The following is a 15,547-nucleotide window of genomic DNA, read 5'->3' as shown; positions in this document are numbered from 1 at the left end:
TATATGATCATTTATTATAAAATATGTTGCAGTGACAGAAAGAAGTACTTGCGTCCAACTCATACAAGCGACCTTAGGGCAGTGTAAGCTAAGGATGAGCGCGCAACGAAAGGCATTCTCGAGCAACCCTTTAAAAAGAGGCTGAGTGATTCACATCCTCAGCAACTAGGGTGGAACCGCGGGAGAACTCTCGTCCCTATGTTTGCGGCCGGCAAGCATAGAGACGGGAGTTTTTTGGTTGCCGCCGCACTTGTAAAAGAATGGAGAAAGTGGAGGTGCTTGAAATGAACATTCAAGATATGATTTTAACCTTGCAGAAGCACTGGTCGAATGAAGGCTGTGTGCTCATGCAGTCGTATGATGTGGAGAAAGGCGCAGGCACAATGAGCCCGTATACATTTTTACGAAGCATCGGGCCGGAACCGTGGAGAGTGGCTTACGTTGAGCCGTCCAGACGGCCTGCGGACGGACGGTACGGTGAAAACCCGAACAGGCTCTATCAGCATCACCAATTCCAAGTCATTATCAAGCCGTCGCCTGATAACATTCAAGAGCTTTACCTTGATTCATTGCGTGCGCTCGGCATTGACCCGCTTGAACATGATATCCGTTTCGTAGAAGACAACTGGGAAAACCCGTCTTTAGGCTGTGCAGGTCTCGGCTGGGAAGTATGGCTTGACGGGATGGAAATTACTCAGTTTACATACTTCCAGCAGGTGGGCGGAATTGAATGTAAACCGGTATCCGTTGAGATCACGTATGGTATTGAACGTCTCGCGTCATATATTCAGGATAAAGAAAACGTCTTTGATCTTGAATGGACGTCAGGATTTACTGTGAAAGATTTATTTATGATGGCTGAATATGAGCATTCCGTTTATACTTTTGAAACATCTGACGTGGATATGCTTTTCCATTTGTTCAGCACCTATGAAAAAGAAGCGATCAGACAAATGGATAACGGGCTCGTGCATCCGGCCTATGATTATGTGCTGAAATGCTCTCACACATTTAATCTGCTCGATGCAAAAGGCGCGATCTCGGTGACGGAGCGGACGGGTTATATCGGCCGTGTCCGCAACTTAGCGAGAAAAGTGGCAAAAACGTATTATGAAGAACGGGAAAAATTAGGGTTCCCAATGCTTAAAGAGGAGGGCTCTTCCCATGAGTAAACAAGACTTGCTTTTAGAGATCGGACTCGAGGAAATGCCGGCGCGGTTTTTACATGACAGCATGGTGCAGCTCGGTGAAAAGCTGACCGGCTGGCTGGCTGAAAAAAATATCGCCCATGGCGAAGTGAAACTTTTTAATACGCCGAGACGTCTGGCAGTATATATAAAAGACGTAGCAGAAAAACAGGCTGATATTCAGGAAGAAGCAAAAGGCCCTGCGAAAAAAATCGCTCTGGATGCTGACGGAAACTGGACAAAAGCCGCTATCGGATTTTCAAAAGGCCAAGGCGCCGGAGTGGATGATCTGTATATAAAAGATGTAAACGGCACGGAATATGTCTTCGTTCAAAAATTCCAGGCGGGACAAGAGGCGAAGACACTTTTACCGCAGCTGGAAAATTTGATTGCCGGAATGCATTTTCCGAAAAACATGCGCTGGGGCACGCAGGATCTGCGCTATATCCGTCCGATCAAATGGATTATCGCTCTCTTTGGGAAAGACGTCATTCCGTTTGAAATCACAAATGTCGAGACGGGCCGGAACACGCAGGGACACCGCTTTCTCGGCCAAGAAGTATCTGTTGATGCACCGTCATCATACGAAAAGCTGCTGAAAGAACAAAGCGTCATTGCTGACCCGAAAGAACGCAAACAAATGATCCAAAGCCAGCTGGACGCGCTTGCGGCCGAGAAGAAATGGAACATTCCGATCGATGAGGACTTGCTGAACGAAGTCAACCATCTGGTGGAATACCCGACGGCGCTTTACGGATCTTTTGAATCCGAGTTTCTTTCTATCCCTGAAGAAGTACTTGTAACAACAATGAAAGAGCATCAGCGCTACTTCCCGGTAAAAGATGAAAACGGGAATCTGCTGCCTCATTTTATTACGGTAAGAAACGGGAACAGCCATGCAATTGAAAATGTTGCCCGCGGAAACGAGAAAGTGCTGAGAGCAAGGCTTTCAGATGCTGCGTTCTTCTACAAAGAAGACCAAAAGCTGAACATTGATGAAAACGTGAAGAAACTGGAAAATATCGTTTTCCATGAAGAGCTCGGCTCCCTTGGAGATAAAGTAAGAAGAGCGGCCGCCATTGCGGGCAAACTTGCCGTCCGCCTGAAAGCGGATGAACAGACGCAAAACCTTGTGAAGCGCGCCGCAGAGATTTCTAAATTTGACCTGGTTACACATATGATCTATGAGTTCCCTGAGCTTCAGGGCGTAATGGGAGAAAAATATGCGCGCATGCTCGGTGAAGATGATGCCGTCGCTGCCGCTGTCAATGAGCACTATATGCCGAGAGCGGCCGGGGGAGAAGTGCCTTCAACCTTCACCGGCGCGGTTGTAGCGTTAGCTGATAAACTGGACACGATTGCTTCCTTCTTCAGCATTGACGTGATTCCGACAGGTTCTCAGGACCCGTACGGATTGCGCCGTCAGGCAAGCGGCATCGTTTCCATTCTGATCGACCGCAACTGGGGCATTTCTTTTAAAGAGCTGCTGTCATTGACAGAAACGGAAAAAGAAAATGAGCTCCTCGATTTCTTTACACAGCGTCTGAAATACGTCTTAAACGCTGAAGACATCCGTCATGACGTTATCGAAGCCGTTCTGGACAGCACAGAGCTTGAGCCGTATGCAGCCGTTCATAAAGCAAGAGTGCTTGAGAAGCACCTCGGCACACCCGGATTTAAAGAAACGGCTGAATCACTCGGCCGGGTCATCTCCATCAGCAAAAAAGGCGAGAGCCGCGATATCAATCCGGATCTGTTTGAAAATGAACAGGAGAAAAAGCTGTTTGACGCTTATCAAAAAACAAAAGACAGTGTCGCGGAAAGCTTTGCCTCCAAAAACTATGAACAGGCGCTTGCCGTGCTCAGCGGATTAAAGGAGCCGATTGAAGACTACTTTAATCACACGATGGTAAATGCGGACGATGAAGCATTAAAAACCAACCGTTTAGCGCAAATGACCGCTCTTGCAGATGTAATCAAGTCTTTTGCTAATATGAATCATCTTATTGTAAAATAAAGAAAAAGACGGTTGCTGTGTGATCGGCAATCGTCTTTTCCCCTTTTACATAAACATCACAGAATGAAAACATAGATAAAGAAACCCTTCCATAAAGGTGGTGAGTACGATCGAATTAAATAAACGGCAAGAACAAATTTTACAGATTGTAAAGGAAAACGGCCCGATTACCGGAGAGCATATCGCAGAACAGCTCAATTTAACGAGGGCCACGCTGCGGCCGGACTTGGCCATACTCACCATGTCAGGCTTCTTAGAGGCCCGTCCGCGGGTCGGTTATTTTTATACGGGGAAAACGGGAAATCAGCTGCTTGCGGATAAACTGAAAAAGCTGCAAGTGAAAGATTTTCAATCGATCCCTGTTGTCATCAATGAGAATGTCTCGGTATACGATGCCATCTGCACCATGTTTTTAGAAGATGTCGGCACGTTATTTGTCGTAGATCGTGATGCTGTCTTAGTCGGTGTGCTGTCACGCAAAGATTTGCTGCGGGCGAGCATCGGCCAGCAGGAACTTGCCTCAATACCGGTTCATATTATCATGACAAGAATGCCGAATATCGCCGTCTGCCGGCGTGACGATTATGTGATGGACATCGCCAAGTATTTAATTGAAAAACAGATCGATGCCCTGCCCGTTATTAAAGATACGGATAAAGGCTTTGAGGTCATCGGCCGGTTTACCAAAACGAATATGACTAAGATACTTGTCAGTTTATCAGAAAATGAAATCATATAAGCTTGAAAACTAACGGGGGGATAACATGGACAATCGCATCATTTATGTAGTATCAGACTCAGTCGGAGAAACCGCCGAACTCGTTGTAAAAGCCTCGCTCAGCCAGTTTAACGGCTCAGCCGATGATACGCATATCAGAAGAATACCTTATGTGGAAGATATCGGCACCATTAATGAAGTCGTGTCTCTCGCCAAAGCGGACGGCGGCATTATTTGTTTTACGCTCGTTGTTCCTGAAATGCGCAAATACCTGGTTGAACAAGCGGAAAAAGCGAATGTGCTGTATTACGATATTATCGGTCCGCTCATCGATAAAATGGAATCGGCTTACGGTCTGACCGCTAAATATGAACCGGGCCGCGTCCGCCAGCTTGATGAAGATTATTTCAAAAAGGTCGAGGCGATCGAGTTTGCCGTCAAATATGACGATGGCAGAGATCCAAGAGGCATTTTAAAAGCCGATATCATCCTGCTCGGAGTATCCAGAACGTCTAAAACCCCATTATCACAATATCTTGCCCATAAGCGTCTGAAAGTGGCCAATGTGCCGATCGTTCCTGAGGTCGATCCGCCGGAAGAACTGTTCAGCGTTGATCCGAAAAAATGCATCGGCTTAAAAATCAGCCCTGATAAACTGAACCATATACGAAAAGAACGGTTAAAATCTCTCGGCTTAAATGACAAAGCCATTTACGCCAATATCAACAGAATTAAAGAAGAGCTGGAGTATTTTGAGAAAATCGTGGACCGGATCGGCTGCCAAGTCGTTGACGTTTCGAATAAAGCGGTCGAGGAAACAGCGAACATCATTCATCATCTCAAAACAAAGGGCCGATAACTCAGGACGCTTTATCCTGGGTTTTTGGGTATGCAAATAGGGAATAAACAAAAAGGATGGCATCTTTGCGAAGTTTGTATTATAATAAAAAATTGTGATAAAATGTTTATTTTTAGGTTTAAGCTTCGTGTGATACGAATAAACTATTATGGGTAAGATGTCAAGAATAACTCCCGGAAATTTTTCGACAAAGCTCAAAATAGATCCGCAGTCATGGAGCATATGCGATTTCGCTTGTTTTTATGCAGGAGATTGATGGAGGGATGGAGAATTAGTCTTCTAAATGAAAAAGAAAAGACGATTTTTGTCGATGCAGACGCATGCCCCGTAAAAGAGGAAATAATGCTCATTGCATCGCAATACAGCGTTCGGGTTATTTTCGTCGCATCATTTGAACACTACCAGCTTTCCAGAAGCAAAGACGAGAACTGGGTATACGTTGATCCTCATAAAGAAGCGGCAGACTTATATATCGCAAACCATGTGAGATCGGGAGACGTCGTAGTCACGCAGGATATCGGTTTAGCCTCTCTTTTGCTGAACAGAAATATTGCCGTCTTATCGGAAAGGGGCCGTTCTTATACTGAAGACACGATTGACTTCGCTCTGATGAGCCGTCATATGTCAGGCAAAATGAGAAGAAGCGGCATTCATTCCAAAGGACCTAAAAAATTAAATAAAGAAGATCGGAATCGATTTGTTACCCTGCTTAAAAAAATCCTGTCGAATGATGAAGGGATTTCAAATCAAAACATCGAATAATGTACGACGGAGTGTTATAAGATGGGAAACCGCATACCAGATGAAGTAGTTAATCAGGTGCAGCAGTCAGCAGACATTGTTGAAGTCATAGGTGATTATGTCCAATTGAAAAAGCAAGGCCGCAACTACTTTGGGCTCTGTCCGTTTCACGGGGAAAACACGCCCTCGTTTTCCGTCTCCAGCGATAAGCAGATCTTTCATTGCTTCGGATGCGGTGCGGGCGGGAACGTTTTCTCTTTCTTACGGCAGATGGAAGGCTATTCATTTACGGAAGCTGTTTCTCACCTTGCGGATAAATATCAGATTGATTTCCCTGATGATATAACGATTCACTCTGCATCCAGGCCGGAATCTTCCGGAGAGCAGAAGATGGGGGAAGCTCACGAGCTTCTGAAGAAATTTTACCATCATTTGCTAATAAATACAAAGGAAGGCCAGGAAGCGTTAGATTACCTTTTATCAAGGGGTTTTACGAAAGAGCTCATAGATGAGTTTGAAATCGGCTACGCGCTGGATTCCTGGGATTTCATGACGAAATTCTTGAAAAAGCGCGGTTTTGAGGAAGAACTGATGGAAAAAGCGGGTCTGCTGATCAGAAGGGAAGACGGCAGCGGGTATTTTGACCGTTTCAGAAACAGAATTATGTTTCCAATTCATGATCACCACGGAGCCGTGGCGGCTTTTTCAGGAAGGGCGCTCGGAAGCCAGCAGCCGAAATATATGAACAGCCCGGAAACGCCGCTGTTTCATAAATCTAAGCTGCTGTATAACTTTCATAAGGCGCGCCTGCCGATCAGGAAAGAGGAGAGAGCCGTTCTGTTTGAAGGCTTCGCTGACGTCATATCCGCCGTCAGCTCAGGCGTAAAAGAAAGTATCGCCACAATGGGGACGTCGCTCACCGAAGAACATGTGAAAATCCTCAGGAGAAATGTTCAGGAGGTCATTCTCTGCTACGATTCGGATAAAGCCGGGTACGAAGCTACGCTGAAAGCGGCCGGCCTGCTCCAGAAAGCCGATTGTAAGGTAAGAGTAAGCATGCTGCCTGACGGACTTGATCCTGATGATTATATCAGAACCCGGGGCGGAGAAAAATTCCGGACCGATATCATTGATGCAAGCGTTACGGTCATGGCTTTTAAAATGCAGTATTTCCGCAAAGGGAAAAACTTATCTGACGAAGGAGACCGGCTCGCTTACATGAAAGAAGTGCTGAAAGAAATCAGCGCTCTTTCCGGGTCGCTTGAGCAGGAAATGTATGTGAAGCAGCTCGCCTCAGAATTTTCTCTTTCGGTAGAATCTTTGACGGAACAGCTTTCCATCTACGCCAGACAAAACGCCCCCGGCGACAAAAACGCCGAACCGCAGACAAGGCGGGCCCGGGTGACGACAAAAGCGAAACGGCGCCGTCTCCGTCCCGCCTATGAGAACGCGGAAAGACTTCTGCTCGCTCATATGCTGAGAGACCGAAACGTCATAAAGAAAGTGATAGAGCGTGTCGGCTTTGAATTTAACATTGACGGACATCGTGCGCTGGCAGCATACCTGTACGCTGTTTATGAAGAGGGCGCTGACATGACGCCGCAGCATCTTATGGCGAGAATGCAGGATGAGGAAATCAGCCAGCTGCTTTCAGATATAGGGATGCTCCAAGTAAACGAGGAGCTCTCAGAGGCCGAGTTATCCGATTACGTAAAAAAAGTGTTGGATCACCGAAAATGGTCAATGATAAAGGAAAAAGAAGCAGAAAGAGCGGATGCGGAGAGGCAGAAAGACTTCGTGAAAGCTGCGTCTCTGGCTCAAGAAATTGTTGCATTGAACCGATCATTAAAGTAACACCAAAAAGAGGCTTGCGTTCTGATTGGCAATGATTCCTTGCGGAGGAGCAAATAGATCGCTTAACCTCATCATGAATTGTCATTTATTATCCGCAGCCCTGCATGCTGAAAAAGAGAGAAGGCTTCCGGGTCGGATAAGAAACATACCGCTTTTAGAATTCGTTGCAAGCTTTGGAAGGAGGGATCCATAATGGCTGATAAACAAACCCACGAAACAGAAACAGAACTTACATTAGACCAGGTAAAAGAGCAGCTTACTGAAACTGGAAAAAAACGTGGCGTTTTAACATATGAAGAAATTGCTGAACGCATGTCCAGCTTTGAAATTGAATCAGACCAAATGGATGAGTATTATGAATTTTTAGGAGAACAAGGTGTTGAATTAATTAGTGAAAATGAAGAAACGGAAGATCCTAATATTCAACAGCTTGCCAAAGCCGAAGAAGAATTTGACCTTAATGACCTCAGCGTACCGCCTGGCGTAAAGATCAATGATCCAGTCCGCATGTACCTTAAGGAAATCGGACGGGTAAATCTTCTTTCTGCTAAAGAAGAAATCACCTACGCTCAAAAAATTGAAGAGGGTGACGAGGAATCTAAACGCAGACTGGCTGAAGCAAACCTTCGTTTAGTTGTCAGCATTGCTAAACGGTATGTCGGCCGCGGCATGCTTTTCTTAGACTTGATCCAAGAAGGAAACATGGGTCTCATGAAAGCCGTCGAGAAGTTTGACTACCGTAAAGGATATAAATTCAGTACGTATGCGACTTGGTGGATCAGACAGGCGATTACACGCGCCATCGCTGACCAGGCGAGAACAATCCGTATCCCGGTTCACATGGTGGAAACCATCAACAAATTAATCCGGGTGCAGCGTCAGCTTCTTCAGGATCTTGGCAGAGAGCCGACACCGGAAGAGATTGCTGAAGACATGGATCTTACACCTGAAAAAGTCCGTGAAATATTAAAAATTGCTCAAGAGCCTGTTTCTTTAGAAACGCCGATCGGTGAAGAGGACGACTCACATCTCGGTGATTTCATCGAAGACCAGGAAGCGACATCTCCGTCGGATCATGCGGCATATGAGCTTTTAAAAGAACAGCTGGAAGATGTGCTGGATACGTTGACAGATCGTGAAGAAAACGTGCTGCGTCTCCGTTTCGGTCTGGATGACGGACGCACAAGAACTTTGGAAGAAGTAGGCAAAGTGTTTGGAGTAACGAGAGAGCGTATTCGCCAAATTGAAGCAAAAGCGCTTCGCAAATTGAGACATCCGAGCAGAAGCAAACGTCTGAAGGATTTTCTCGAATAGAATGGAACGGGTCTTTTTGATCCGTTCTTTTTTATGTATAAAGATATATGGATAATATACCTTTATTTTACTGGATAAGCATATGTTTTGCAAATGAGTTTGGAAAAAATGCGGCATGTCCTGAAAGGGGGAAAATGAGATAAGTTTATTTATATTCTTTATTGTAAGCGTATACAATTCATTATACAATAGAATAAAGATAATTTTGTGATAAACAAAACAGTTATTTTTGCTTTTTGTATAAATTGTGAAATCAATGAAATTGCTGAGCAAGACCATTTACTTTTTGTAAAAATAAGTTAGAATTAGAAGTGTTTACATAGGGGGAGAATGAAAAAGGGGGATGGAGATATGAAGTGGAATCCGCTGATTCCTTTTTTGCTCATTGCAGTGCTGGGAATAGGGCTGACTTTCTTTTTAGCTGTAAAAGGCAATGGAGATGCGCATCAGATCGCAAGCGGCGGTGAAAGCAAAAATGCCGAGAAGGAAACTGCAAACGCTTCACCTGAAGAGATTTATAAAGCGAACTGCATCACCTGTCACGGGGAAAACTATGAAGGTGTGTCAGGGCCGAACTTAAAAGGCGTCGGCAAAAGAAAAGATGTCGCTGAGATTAAAACAAAAATTGAAAAAGGCGGCAACGGGATGCCCGCAGGCCTTGTGCCGGCCGAAAAGCTGGATGACATGGCAAAATGGGTTTCTGACATTAAATAAAGCTTTACCGGTCCCTATATAAAAGACATATGAAAAACTCTATCCGCCGCTTGGATTCCGGGCGGTTTTTTTATATGATAGTAAAGGAAAAAGAACCTGAGAAAAGTTGTGATATTGTGAATGAAATGAAGTTATCTAAGAGATTGCAGTCTGTGGCGGAATATATCCCTCCGGGTGCCCTGGTTGCTGATATCGGGTCGGACCACGCGTATCTTCCTTGCTATGCCGTTTTGAATCATTTGGCAAGCCGGGCAATCGCTGGTGAAATTACAGACGGACCGTTTCTATCCGCCAAACAGCAGGTGGAAAAACTGGACTTAAGCACTCTTATCTCCGTAAGGAAAGGTGACGGGCTGAGCGTCCTTGAAAAAGGAGAAGCCGGCGCCATTACAATCGCTGGCATGGGCGGAGCGCTGATCGCTCATATTTTGGAGTCCGGAAAAACGAAATTGACGGGGCGTGAACGGCTGATTCTGCAGCCGAATATTCATGCCGTTCATATAAGAGAGTGGCTGTATCAGGAAGGTTATGAACTGATTGATGAAGTGATTCTCGAAGAAGACGGAAAGTGTTATGAAATCCTCGTTGCGGAAACTGGCGACCGTGATGCGCCGTATCGGGACGTGCCGATGGCTGCCGGAATGCTTGCGGGTCCGTTTTTATTAAAAGAGAGGAATGAAGTGTTTCTTCGGAAATGGAGCCAGGAACTTAAGCATACTGAACAAATTTATGAACAGATCAGCCGCAGCGCAAAGCATGAAAATCATGAAAAATTAGCTGAATTGAAAGAGCGGATTTCTCTGCTGAAGGAGGTAATCGGACATGCCTAAACATGTGAACGGACAGGAAATCATCCAGCTGTTTGAACAATTTTCACCGAAGGCTTTTGCGGTGGAAGGAGATAAAATCGGCCTGCAGATCGGTACATTGAATAAGCCGGTGAAAAATGTCATGGTGACACTGGATGTTCTGGAACAAACGGTAGATGAAGCCATTGAGAAAAAAGTTGACTTAATTATCGCCCACCATCCGCCGATTTTTCGGCCGCTTAAACAGATCACCACTGATCAGCCTGGCGGAAGACTGATTGAGAAATGTATAAAGCATGATATTGCCGTATATGCGGCTCATACGAATCTTGATGTGGCGGACGGCGGTGTGAATGATCTGCTTGCCGAAGCTCTCGGCCTGACAGACACAGAAGTGCTTGTCCCGACATATTCGGACCCGCTGAAAAAGCTTGCTGTATATGTTCCGAAAGACTATGAAGAAGCTGTAAGAACTGCACTTGGCAACGCCGGAGCGGGACATATCGGCAATTACAGCCATTGCGCGTTCTCCTCTGAGGGAATCGGCAGCTTTAAGCCGCTGGACGGGGCAGAACCGTTTATCGGACAGACGGGAGAACTGGAGCTCGTCCATGAAGTGAGACTTGAGACCGTTTTTCCGGCAAGTATGGAGAAAACCGTCGTAAAAGCGCTGAAAAAAAGCCATCCGTATGAAGAGGTGGCATATGATATTTATCCGGTGGAGCAGTCTCCGCTTAAAAAAGGGCTCGGCCGCATCGGAAAACTTCAGCAAGACATGACGCTTGAAGAGTTTGCGCTGTTTGTGAAAGAAAAGTTTGACGTTAACGGAGTCCGGATGGTCGGAGAGCGAAACAGCAAGGTGAAAAAAGTCGCGGTTCTTGGCGGTGACGGAAATAAATATATTTATCAGGCAAAGCGGAAGGGTGCAGATGTTTACGTGACAGGCGATCTTTATTTCCATGTAGCGCATGATGCGATGATGATGGGATTAAACGTCGTGGACCCGGGGCATTATGCTGAAAAGATCATGAGAAAAGGCACTGCTGAGAAGCTTACGGCAATGGCCGGAGAGAAAAACTATGACGTCCGCATTTTCGCTTCCGAAACAGATACAAACCCATTTACTTTCTTATAAAAAAACTGAGGCCCCGGGCCTCAGTTTTTTATTTTTACTTTCGGAAGGATTTTTTTAAGCGGCACACTGTGTTCAAGCTGCCATGTCGATTCATCGTTGTGGTCAAACTGCTCTAAAAAGCGGATGACTTCCTTTGTAATCGGTGTCGGTGTTGATGCGCCTGCGGTAACGGCGACGGTATTGACGTCTTTCAGCCATTCGAGCTTCAGTTCACTGATGTCTCCGATTCGGTAGGCTTTTGTTCCGGCGATTTCTTCTGACACTTGCGCCAGTCTGTTGGAGTTATTGCTTTTCGGATCACCGACAACAATGGTTAAGTCCGCTTTTTTTGCCTGCTCTGATACAGCTTCTTGACGAACCTGTGTGGCCAGGCAGATTTCCTGATGGTATTCCACGTACGGGTACTTTTCTTTGACTGATTCCATAATATCGTGGACGTCCCACTGGGACATTGTCGTTTGGTTTGTAACGATTAATTTCTCAGCCTGAATATCGAGATTTCTCACGTCTTCCTCTGTTTCAACGAGATGAACGATTTCAGGAGCGACGCCGACGGCTCCTTCAGGCTCGGGGTGGCCTTTTTTACCGATGTATATGACGTGATAACCTTCAGCTTTTACTTTTCGGATTAAGTCATGTGTTTTCGTGACGTCCGGGCATGTGGCGTCAATCGTAACAAGCCCTTTTTCCTCAGCGGCTTTTCTTACTTCCGGAGATACCCCGTGAGCCGTGAAAATAACGGTTCCTTTTTCCACCTGCTTTAAAATCTCCAGACGGTTTGTGCCGTCAAGCGTGTAAATGCCGTCTTCCTCAAACGCATCTGTGACATGCTTATTATGAACAATCATTCCGAGTATATATATAGGTCTTGGCAGTGTTTTATCGAGTGACGCGTTTTTGGCTATGACCATGGCATCAACAACGCCGTAACAGTAGCCGCGCGGCGATATTTTGATAACGTCCAATGTAGATGTCCTCCTATCAAAAGTGAGTGTAGAGGCAATATAAAAAGCCGTAGTTAAACGGCTCAAATCTTGCATTCTTCTGATCTCATTATAGCTAATCTTTCGTGAGATATCAAAGAATGTTAAATATATAATTTCGGCTTTGATCTGCCCGATGTTCTTTTTGGACGCGGCTGTTCCGCTGAGTCTGCCTGTGCGGCGTCTTTTTCTTTTGAAGCGGATGCTTTTTCAGACGTCTTCTTTGATGTTTTGGATGAGGCGTCTGATTTGTTTTCATCTTCTGTTTCATCTGTTTTTTCAGCTTCATCCTTTTTGTCCTGTTCGTCTGTTTCTTTCGTCTCGTCAGATTCATTCTCGTCATCACTGCTGCTTAATTGGCTGTAAAGCTTCATCATGGCGGGCAGACTCCGTACTAAAGGACCGTACTGCTGGATCATCGGCGTAACCTGCTGCGCCACGCCGAGCACCTTCTGAACGTTGCCGAGCATGCTCGACAGGGATGCCGGACTTGCCAGGTTCTGTATTCCCTGCAGTCCTGCACCTGCTCCTCCGCTGGCCGCCGCCGGTGCCGACGCGGCAGCGCTTCCTCCTCCTGAACCGGGTAAAAAACGGGAAAGCATCCCTTTTAAGCCCCCTCCGCCGCCCGTGCCTGCGTTTCTCAGGCCCGCTCCGGCAATCTGCTGCTGAGGGAAAAGCTGCCGTCCCTGCTGCATTAGCTGCCGTCCCGGCAATGACGGTCTTCCTCCCATCATCATACGCGGATTCATAAACGGCCGTCCCTGCTGCGCCATATTTCTCATCGGCTGCTGTGGAAACATACTTGTACCTCCTTTCTGTCTCTCTGCTATTACAATATGCATCGGAGGGGGCATTTGCTTTTCTGTCTCGAAAACAGGATTCCCCCAAGACATGGTGTTTTTAAGTAAAATCGGTTATAATGTGATGATGGACACAGAATGTGCCGCTTTAAGGAGCTGGGAAAAATGAAAGAAACTAAATTTGATGGATACAACTTAAAACCGTTTATTATAGATGCAGTTCACCGCCTTGGTTTTTATGAACCGACAGATATTCAAAAGCGTCTGATACCTGCCGTACTGAAAAACGAAAGCGTGATCGGGCAGTCCCAGACGGGGACGGGGAAAACCCACGCCTATTTATTGCCAATTTTGAATCGGATTGATCCGGGTTCTGATACGGTACAGGCCGTTATCACGGCGCCGACGAGAGAGCTTGCCAATCAGATTCATCAGGAAGCGCTCAAAATCACACAGGGTGCGGAAGACGAGCCGATCCGGACAAAATGCTTCATCGGCGGGACGGACAAGCAAAAATCAATTGATAAGCTGAAAACACAGCCGCATCTGGTCGTCGGAACGCCGGGCCGGATCGCGGATCTGATTAAGGCGCAGGCATTGAACGTCTATAAAGCGCAGTCTCTCGTCATTGACGAAGCTGATCTGATGCTTGATATGGGCTTTTTAGAAGACGTTGATTATATCGGATCGCGTATGCCGGAAGAACTGCAGATGCTTGTGTTCTCAGCTACGATTCCGGAAAAGCTGAAGCCGTTTTTGAAAAAGTATATGGAAAATCCGAAGTACGCGCATGTTGAGCCGAAAAGAATCACAGCCGAAAAGATTGAACATGTGTTGGTTCCTTCTAAACAGCGTGATAAAGACAAACTGCTTTTTGATATGATGTCTCATCTGAATCCTTATCTGGGCATTGTGTTTGCAAATACGAAAAACACGGCTGACCATATTGCGAAATACCTGACTGAAAAAGGAATGAGGGTCGGTCTTCTGCACGGGGGATTAACGCCGCGTGAGCGCAAAAAGGTAATGAAGCAGATTAATGATCTGGAGTTCACTTATGTCATTGCGACAGACCTTGCGGCTAGAGGAATTGACATTAAAGGCGTAAGCCACGTCATCAACTACGAGCTTCCGGATGATCTGGATTTTTATGTTCACCGCGTCGGGAGAACCGCACGCGCGGGTTCATCAGGCCAAGCACTGACCATTTACGAGCTTTCTGACGAAGATGCGCTCGTAAGACTCGAAAAGATGGGTATTGTGTTTGACTATGCGGAGCTTGTAAACGGCGAATGGAAGAAAGGCGATGACCGCCACCGCCGCAAAAAACGCAAAAAATCGGAGAATGAGGCCGACCAAATGGCGAAGCGCCTCGTGAAAAAACCGAAAAAAGTGAAGCCGGGTTATAAAAAGAAAATGGGCTACGAAATGGAAAAGATAAAAAGAAAGCAGAGAAGAAACAAATCTAACAAAGGAAAGTAGGGGAATCGGGTTGCTGAAAATAGGTTCACACGTCTCAATGAGCGGAAAACATATGCTCCTTGCCGCAAGCAAGGAAGCTGTTTCGTACGGGGCGAACACATTTATGATCTATACGGGCGCTCCTCAAAACACGCGCCGCAAAAAAATTGAGGACTTGAATATTGAAGCGGGCCGCGCCCATATGAAGGAAAACGGCATCGATGAGATTGTCGTGCATGCGCCGTACATCATTAACATTGGAAATACGACAAATCCGGCAACATTTGAGCTGGGCGTTGATTTTCTGCGTTCTGAAATTGAAAGAACGGCAGCGATCGGCGCGAGACAGATCGTGCTTCATCCAGGGGCGCATGTCGGAGCCGGGGCTGAGACGGGCATCAAAAAAATCATTGAAGGTTTAAACGAAGTGATTGTTCCAGGGCAAAACGTGCAGATTGCGCTGGAGACAATGGCGGGCAAAGGATCAGAATGCGGGAGAAGCTTTGAAGAGCTGGCCGAGATCATTGCGGGAGTCACGCATAATGAACATCTATCCGTCTGCTTTGACACTTGCCACACTCATGACGCCGGGTATGATGTCGCTAATGATTTTGACGGTGTTCTTAACGAGTTTGATAAAATCGTCGGCATCGATCGGATAAAAGTCCTTCATGTTAACGACAGTAAAAATATTAAAGGCGCCCGGAAAGACCGCCATGAAAATATCGGGTTCGGAGAGATCGGTTTTGACGCTCTGCAGTACATCGTTCATCACGAGCAGCTTGCCGATATTCCGAAAATCCTCGAAACACCGTATGTAGGCGAAGACAAGAAAAATAAGAAGCCGCCGTACCGTTTTGAAATCGAAATGCTGAAAGAAAAGCAGTTTGATAAAGAGCTTCTTGAAAAAATATCAGCTCAATAAGAAAGAAAGGAGGGGCGGGTGTCCCTCCTT

Annotated in this window: 14 protein-coding genes; 12 read left to right on the top strand and 2 right to left on the bottom strand. The window is 46.1% G+C overall.

Annotated elements, in window-relative coordinates; all coding sequences use genetic code 11:
* The first annotated feature begins 284 nt into the window (after nt 1–284).
* The 10 genes from glyQ (at nt 285) to NSQ37_RS18840 (ending at nt 11,348) form a co-directional block, all read left to right on the top strand.
* Nucleotides 285–1,172: a glycine--tRNA ligase subunit alpha gene (gene glyQ / locus NSQ37_RS18885; RefSeq protein WP_003152984.1), complete on the top strand. Its 888-nt coding sequence runs from the start codon at nt 285–287 to the stop codon at nt 1,170–1,172.
* The gene (gene glyS, locus NSQ37_RS18880) at nt 1,165–3,204 is read left to right on the top strand and encodes a glycine--tRNA ligase subunit beta (protein WP_253612837.1); all 2,040 of its coding nucleotides are present in this window, start codon (nt 1,165–1,167) and stop codon (nt 3,202–3,204) included. The genes glyQ and glyS overlap by 8 nt, the downstream gene beginning before the upstream one ends.
* A gap of 100 nt (nt 3,205–3,304) precedes the next feature.
* Complete coding sequence (ccpN, locus tag NSQ37_RS18875; protein ID WP_003152989.1) at nt 3,305–3,943, top strand: transcriptional regulator CcpN; 639 nt, start codon at nt 3,305–3,307, stop codon at nt 3,941–3,943.
* A gap of 25 nt (nt 3,944–3,968) precedes the next feature.
* Entirely contained in the window at nt 3,969–4,781 is an 813-nt protein-coding gene (locus NSQ37_RS18870) for a pyruvate, water dikinase regulatory protein (protein ID WP_003152991.1), read from the top strand.
* 255 nt (nt 4,782–5,036) lie between these two features.
* Entirely contained in the window at nt 5,037–5,543 is a 507-nt protein-coding gene (locus NSQ37_RS18865; RefSeq protein WP_007408289.1) for a YaiI/YqxD family protein, read from the top strand.
* Between the two features lie 21 nt (nt 5,544–5,564).
* A complete protein-coding gene (dnaG, locus tag NSQ37_RS18860) occupies nt 5,565–7,376 on the top strand; it encodes a DNA primase (protein ID WP_032870473.1) in 1,812 nt (603 codons plus the stop codon).
* A 192-nt stretch (nt 7,377–7,568) separates the two neighbouring features.
* Nucleotides 7,569–8,690 carry an RNA polymerase sigma factor RpoD gene (gene rpoD / locus NSQ37_RS18855; RefSeq protein ID WP_003152998.1) on the top strand — a complete coding sequence of 374 codons (1,122 nt, stop codon included), beginning with the start codon at nt 7,569–7,571 and terminating at the stop codon, nt 8,688–8,690.
* 351 nt (nt 8,691–9,041) lie between these two features.
* Nucleotides 9,042–9,404: a cytochrome c550 gene (cccA, locus tag NSQ37_RS18850; protein ID WP_003152999.1), complete on the top strand. Its 363-nt coding sequence runs from the start codon at nt 9,042–9,044 to the stop codon at nt 9,402–9,404.
* Between the two features lie 125 nt (nt 9,405–9,529).
* Entirely contained in the window at nt 9,530–10,234 is a 705-nt protein-coding gene (locus NSQ37_RS18845; RefSeq protein WP_012118009.1) for a tRNA (adenine(22)-N(1))-methyltransferase, read from the top strand.
* Nucleotides 10,227–11,348, top strand: a complete 1,122-nt coding sequence (locus NSQ37_RS18840; RefSeq protein WP_253612839.1) for a Nif3-like dinuclear metal center hexameric protein — start codon at nt 10,227–10,229, stop codon at nt 11,346–11,348. The genes NSQ37_RS18845 and NSQ37_RS18840 overlap by 8 nt, the downstream gene beginning before the upstream one ends.
* Nucleotides 11,349–11,368: 20 nt before the next feature.
* Here the strand turns inward: NSQ37_RS18840 and NSQ37_RS18835 are convergent, their stop codons facing one another.
* Together NSQ37_RS18835 and vrrA are read right to left on the bottom strand one after the other, a co-directional pair.
* Nucleotides 11,369–12,313, bottom strand: a complete 945-nt coding sequence (locus tag NSQ37_RS18835) for a 4-hydroxy-3-methylbut-2-enyl diphosphate reductase (protein ID WP_012118007.1) — start codon at nt 12,311–12,313, stop codon at nt 11,369–11,371.
* Nucleotides 12,314–12,435: 122 nt separating this feature from the next.
* Nucleotides 12,436–13,131, bottom strand: coding sequence for a VrrA/YqfQ family protein (vrrA, locus tag NSQ37_RS18830; RefSeq protein ID WP_012118006.1), 696 nt, complete (start codon nt 13,129–13,131; stop codon nt 12,436–12,438).
* 165 nt (nt 13,132–13,296) lie between these two features.
* On the opposite strand from vrrA, the gene NSQ37_RS18825 reads away from it, so the two are divergent.
* Both NSQ37_RS18825 and NSQ37_RS18820 read left to right on the top strand, forming a co-directional pair.
* The gene (locus tag NSQ37_RS18825; RefSeq protein ID WP_063094742.1) at nt 13,297–14,613 is read left to right on the top strand and encodes a DEAD/DEAH box helicase; all 1,317 of its coding nucleotides are present in this window, start codon (nt 13,297–13,299) and stop codon (nt 14,611–14,613) included.
* Between the two features lie 10 nt (nt 14,614–14,623).
* Entirely contained in the window at nt 14,624–15,517 is an 894-nt protein-coding gene (locus NSQ37_RS18820; protein WP_012118004.1) for a deoxyribonuclease IV, read from the top strand.
* The last annotated feature ends 30 nt before the right edge of the window (nt 15,518–15,547 follow it).

Origin of the sequence: Bacillus sp. FSL P4-0334 (assembly GCF_038004825.1) — a bacterium.
Lineage (GTDB): Bacteria > Bacillota > Bacilli > Bacillales > Bacillaceae > Bacillus > Bacillus velezensis.
Note: the sequence above shows the minus strand (reverse complement) of the source record. Positions and strands in the feature narration are given on the sequence as shown.

Excerpts from the sequence above, each read along its gene's own strand:
- rpoD (WP_003152998.1), top strand. The coding sequence starts at position 7,569 with ATGGCTGATAAACAAACCCACGAAACAGAAACAGAACTTACATTAGAC.
- dnaG (WP_032870473.1), top strand. The coding sequence starts at position 5,565 with ATGGGAAACCGCATACCAGATGAAGTAGTTAATCAGGTGCAGCAGTCA.
- glyS (WP_253612837.1), top strand. The coding sequence starts at position 1,165 with ATGAGTAAACAAGACTTGCTTTTAGAGATCGGACTCGAGGAAATGCCG.
- vrrA (WP_012118006.1), bottom strand. The coding sequence starts at position 13,131 with ATGTTTCCACAGCAGCCGATGAGAAATATGGCGCAGCAGGGACGGCCG.
- NSQ37_RS18840 (WP_253612839.1), top strand. The coding sequence starts at position 10,227 with ATGCCTAAACATGTGAACGGACAGGAAATCATCCAGCTGTTTGAACAA.
- NSQ37_RS18870 (WP_003152991.1), top strand. The coding sequence starts at position 3,969 with ATGGACAATCGCATCATTTATGTAGTATCAGACTCAGTCGGAGAAACC.
- cccA (WP_003152999.1), top strand. The coding sequence starts at position 9,042 with ATGAAGTGGAATCCGCTGATTCCTTTTTTGCTCATTGCAGTGCTGGGA.
- NSQ37_RS18825 (WP_063094742.1), top strand. The coding sequence starts at position 13,297 with ATGAAAGAAACTAAATTTGATGGATACAACTTAAAACCGTTTATTATA.
- NSQ37_RS18845 (WP_012118009.1), top strand. The coding sequence starts at position 9,530 with ATGAAGTTATCTAAGAGATTGCAGTCTGTGGCGGAATATATCCCTCCG.
- NSQ37_RS18865 (WP_007408289.1), top strand. The coding sequence starts at position 5,037 with ATGGAGGGATGGAGAATTAGTCTTCTAAATGAAAAAGAAAAGACGATT.
- glyQ (WP_003152984.1), top strand. The coding sequence starts at position 285 with ATGAACATTCAAGATATGATTTTAACCTTGCAGAAGCACTGGTCGAAT.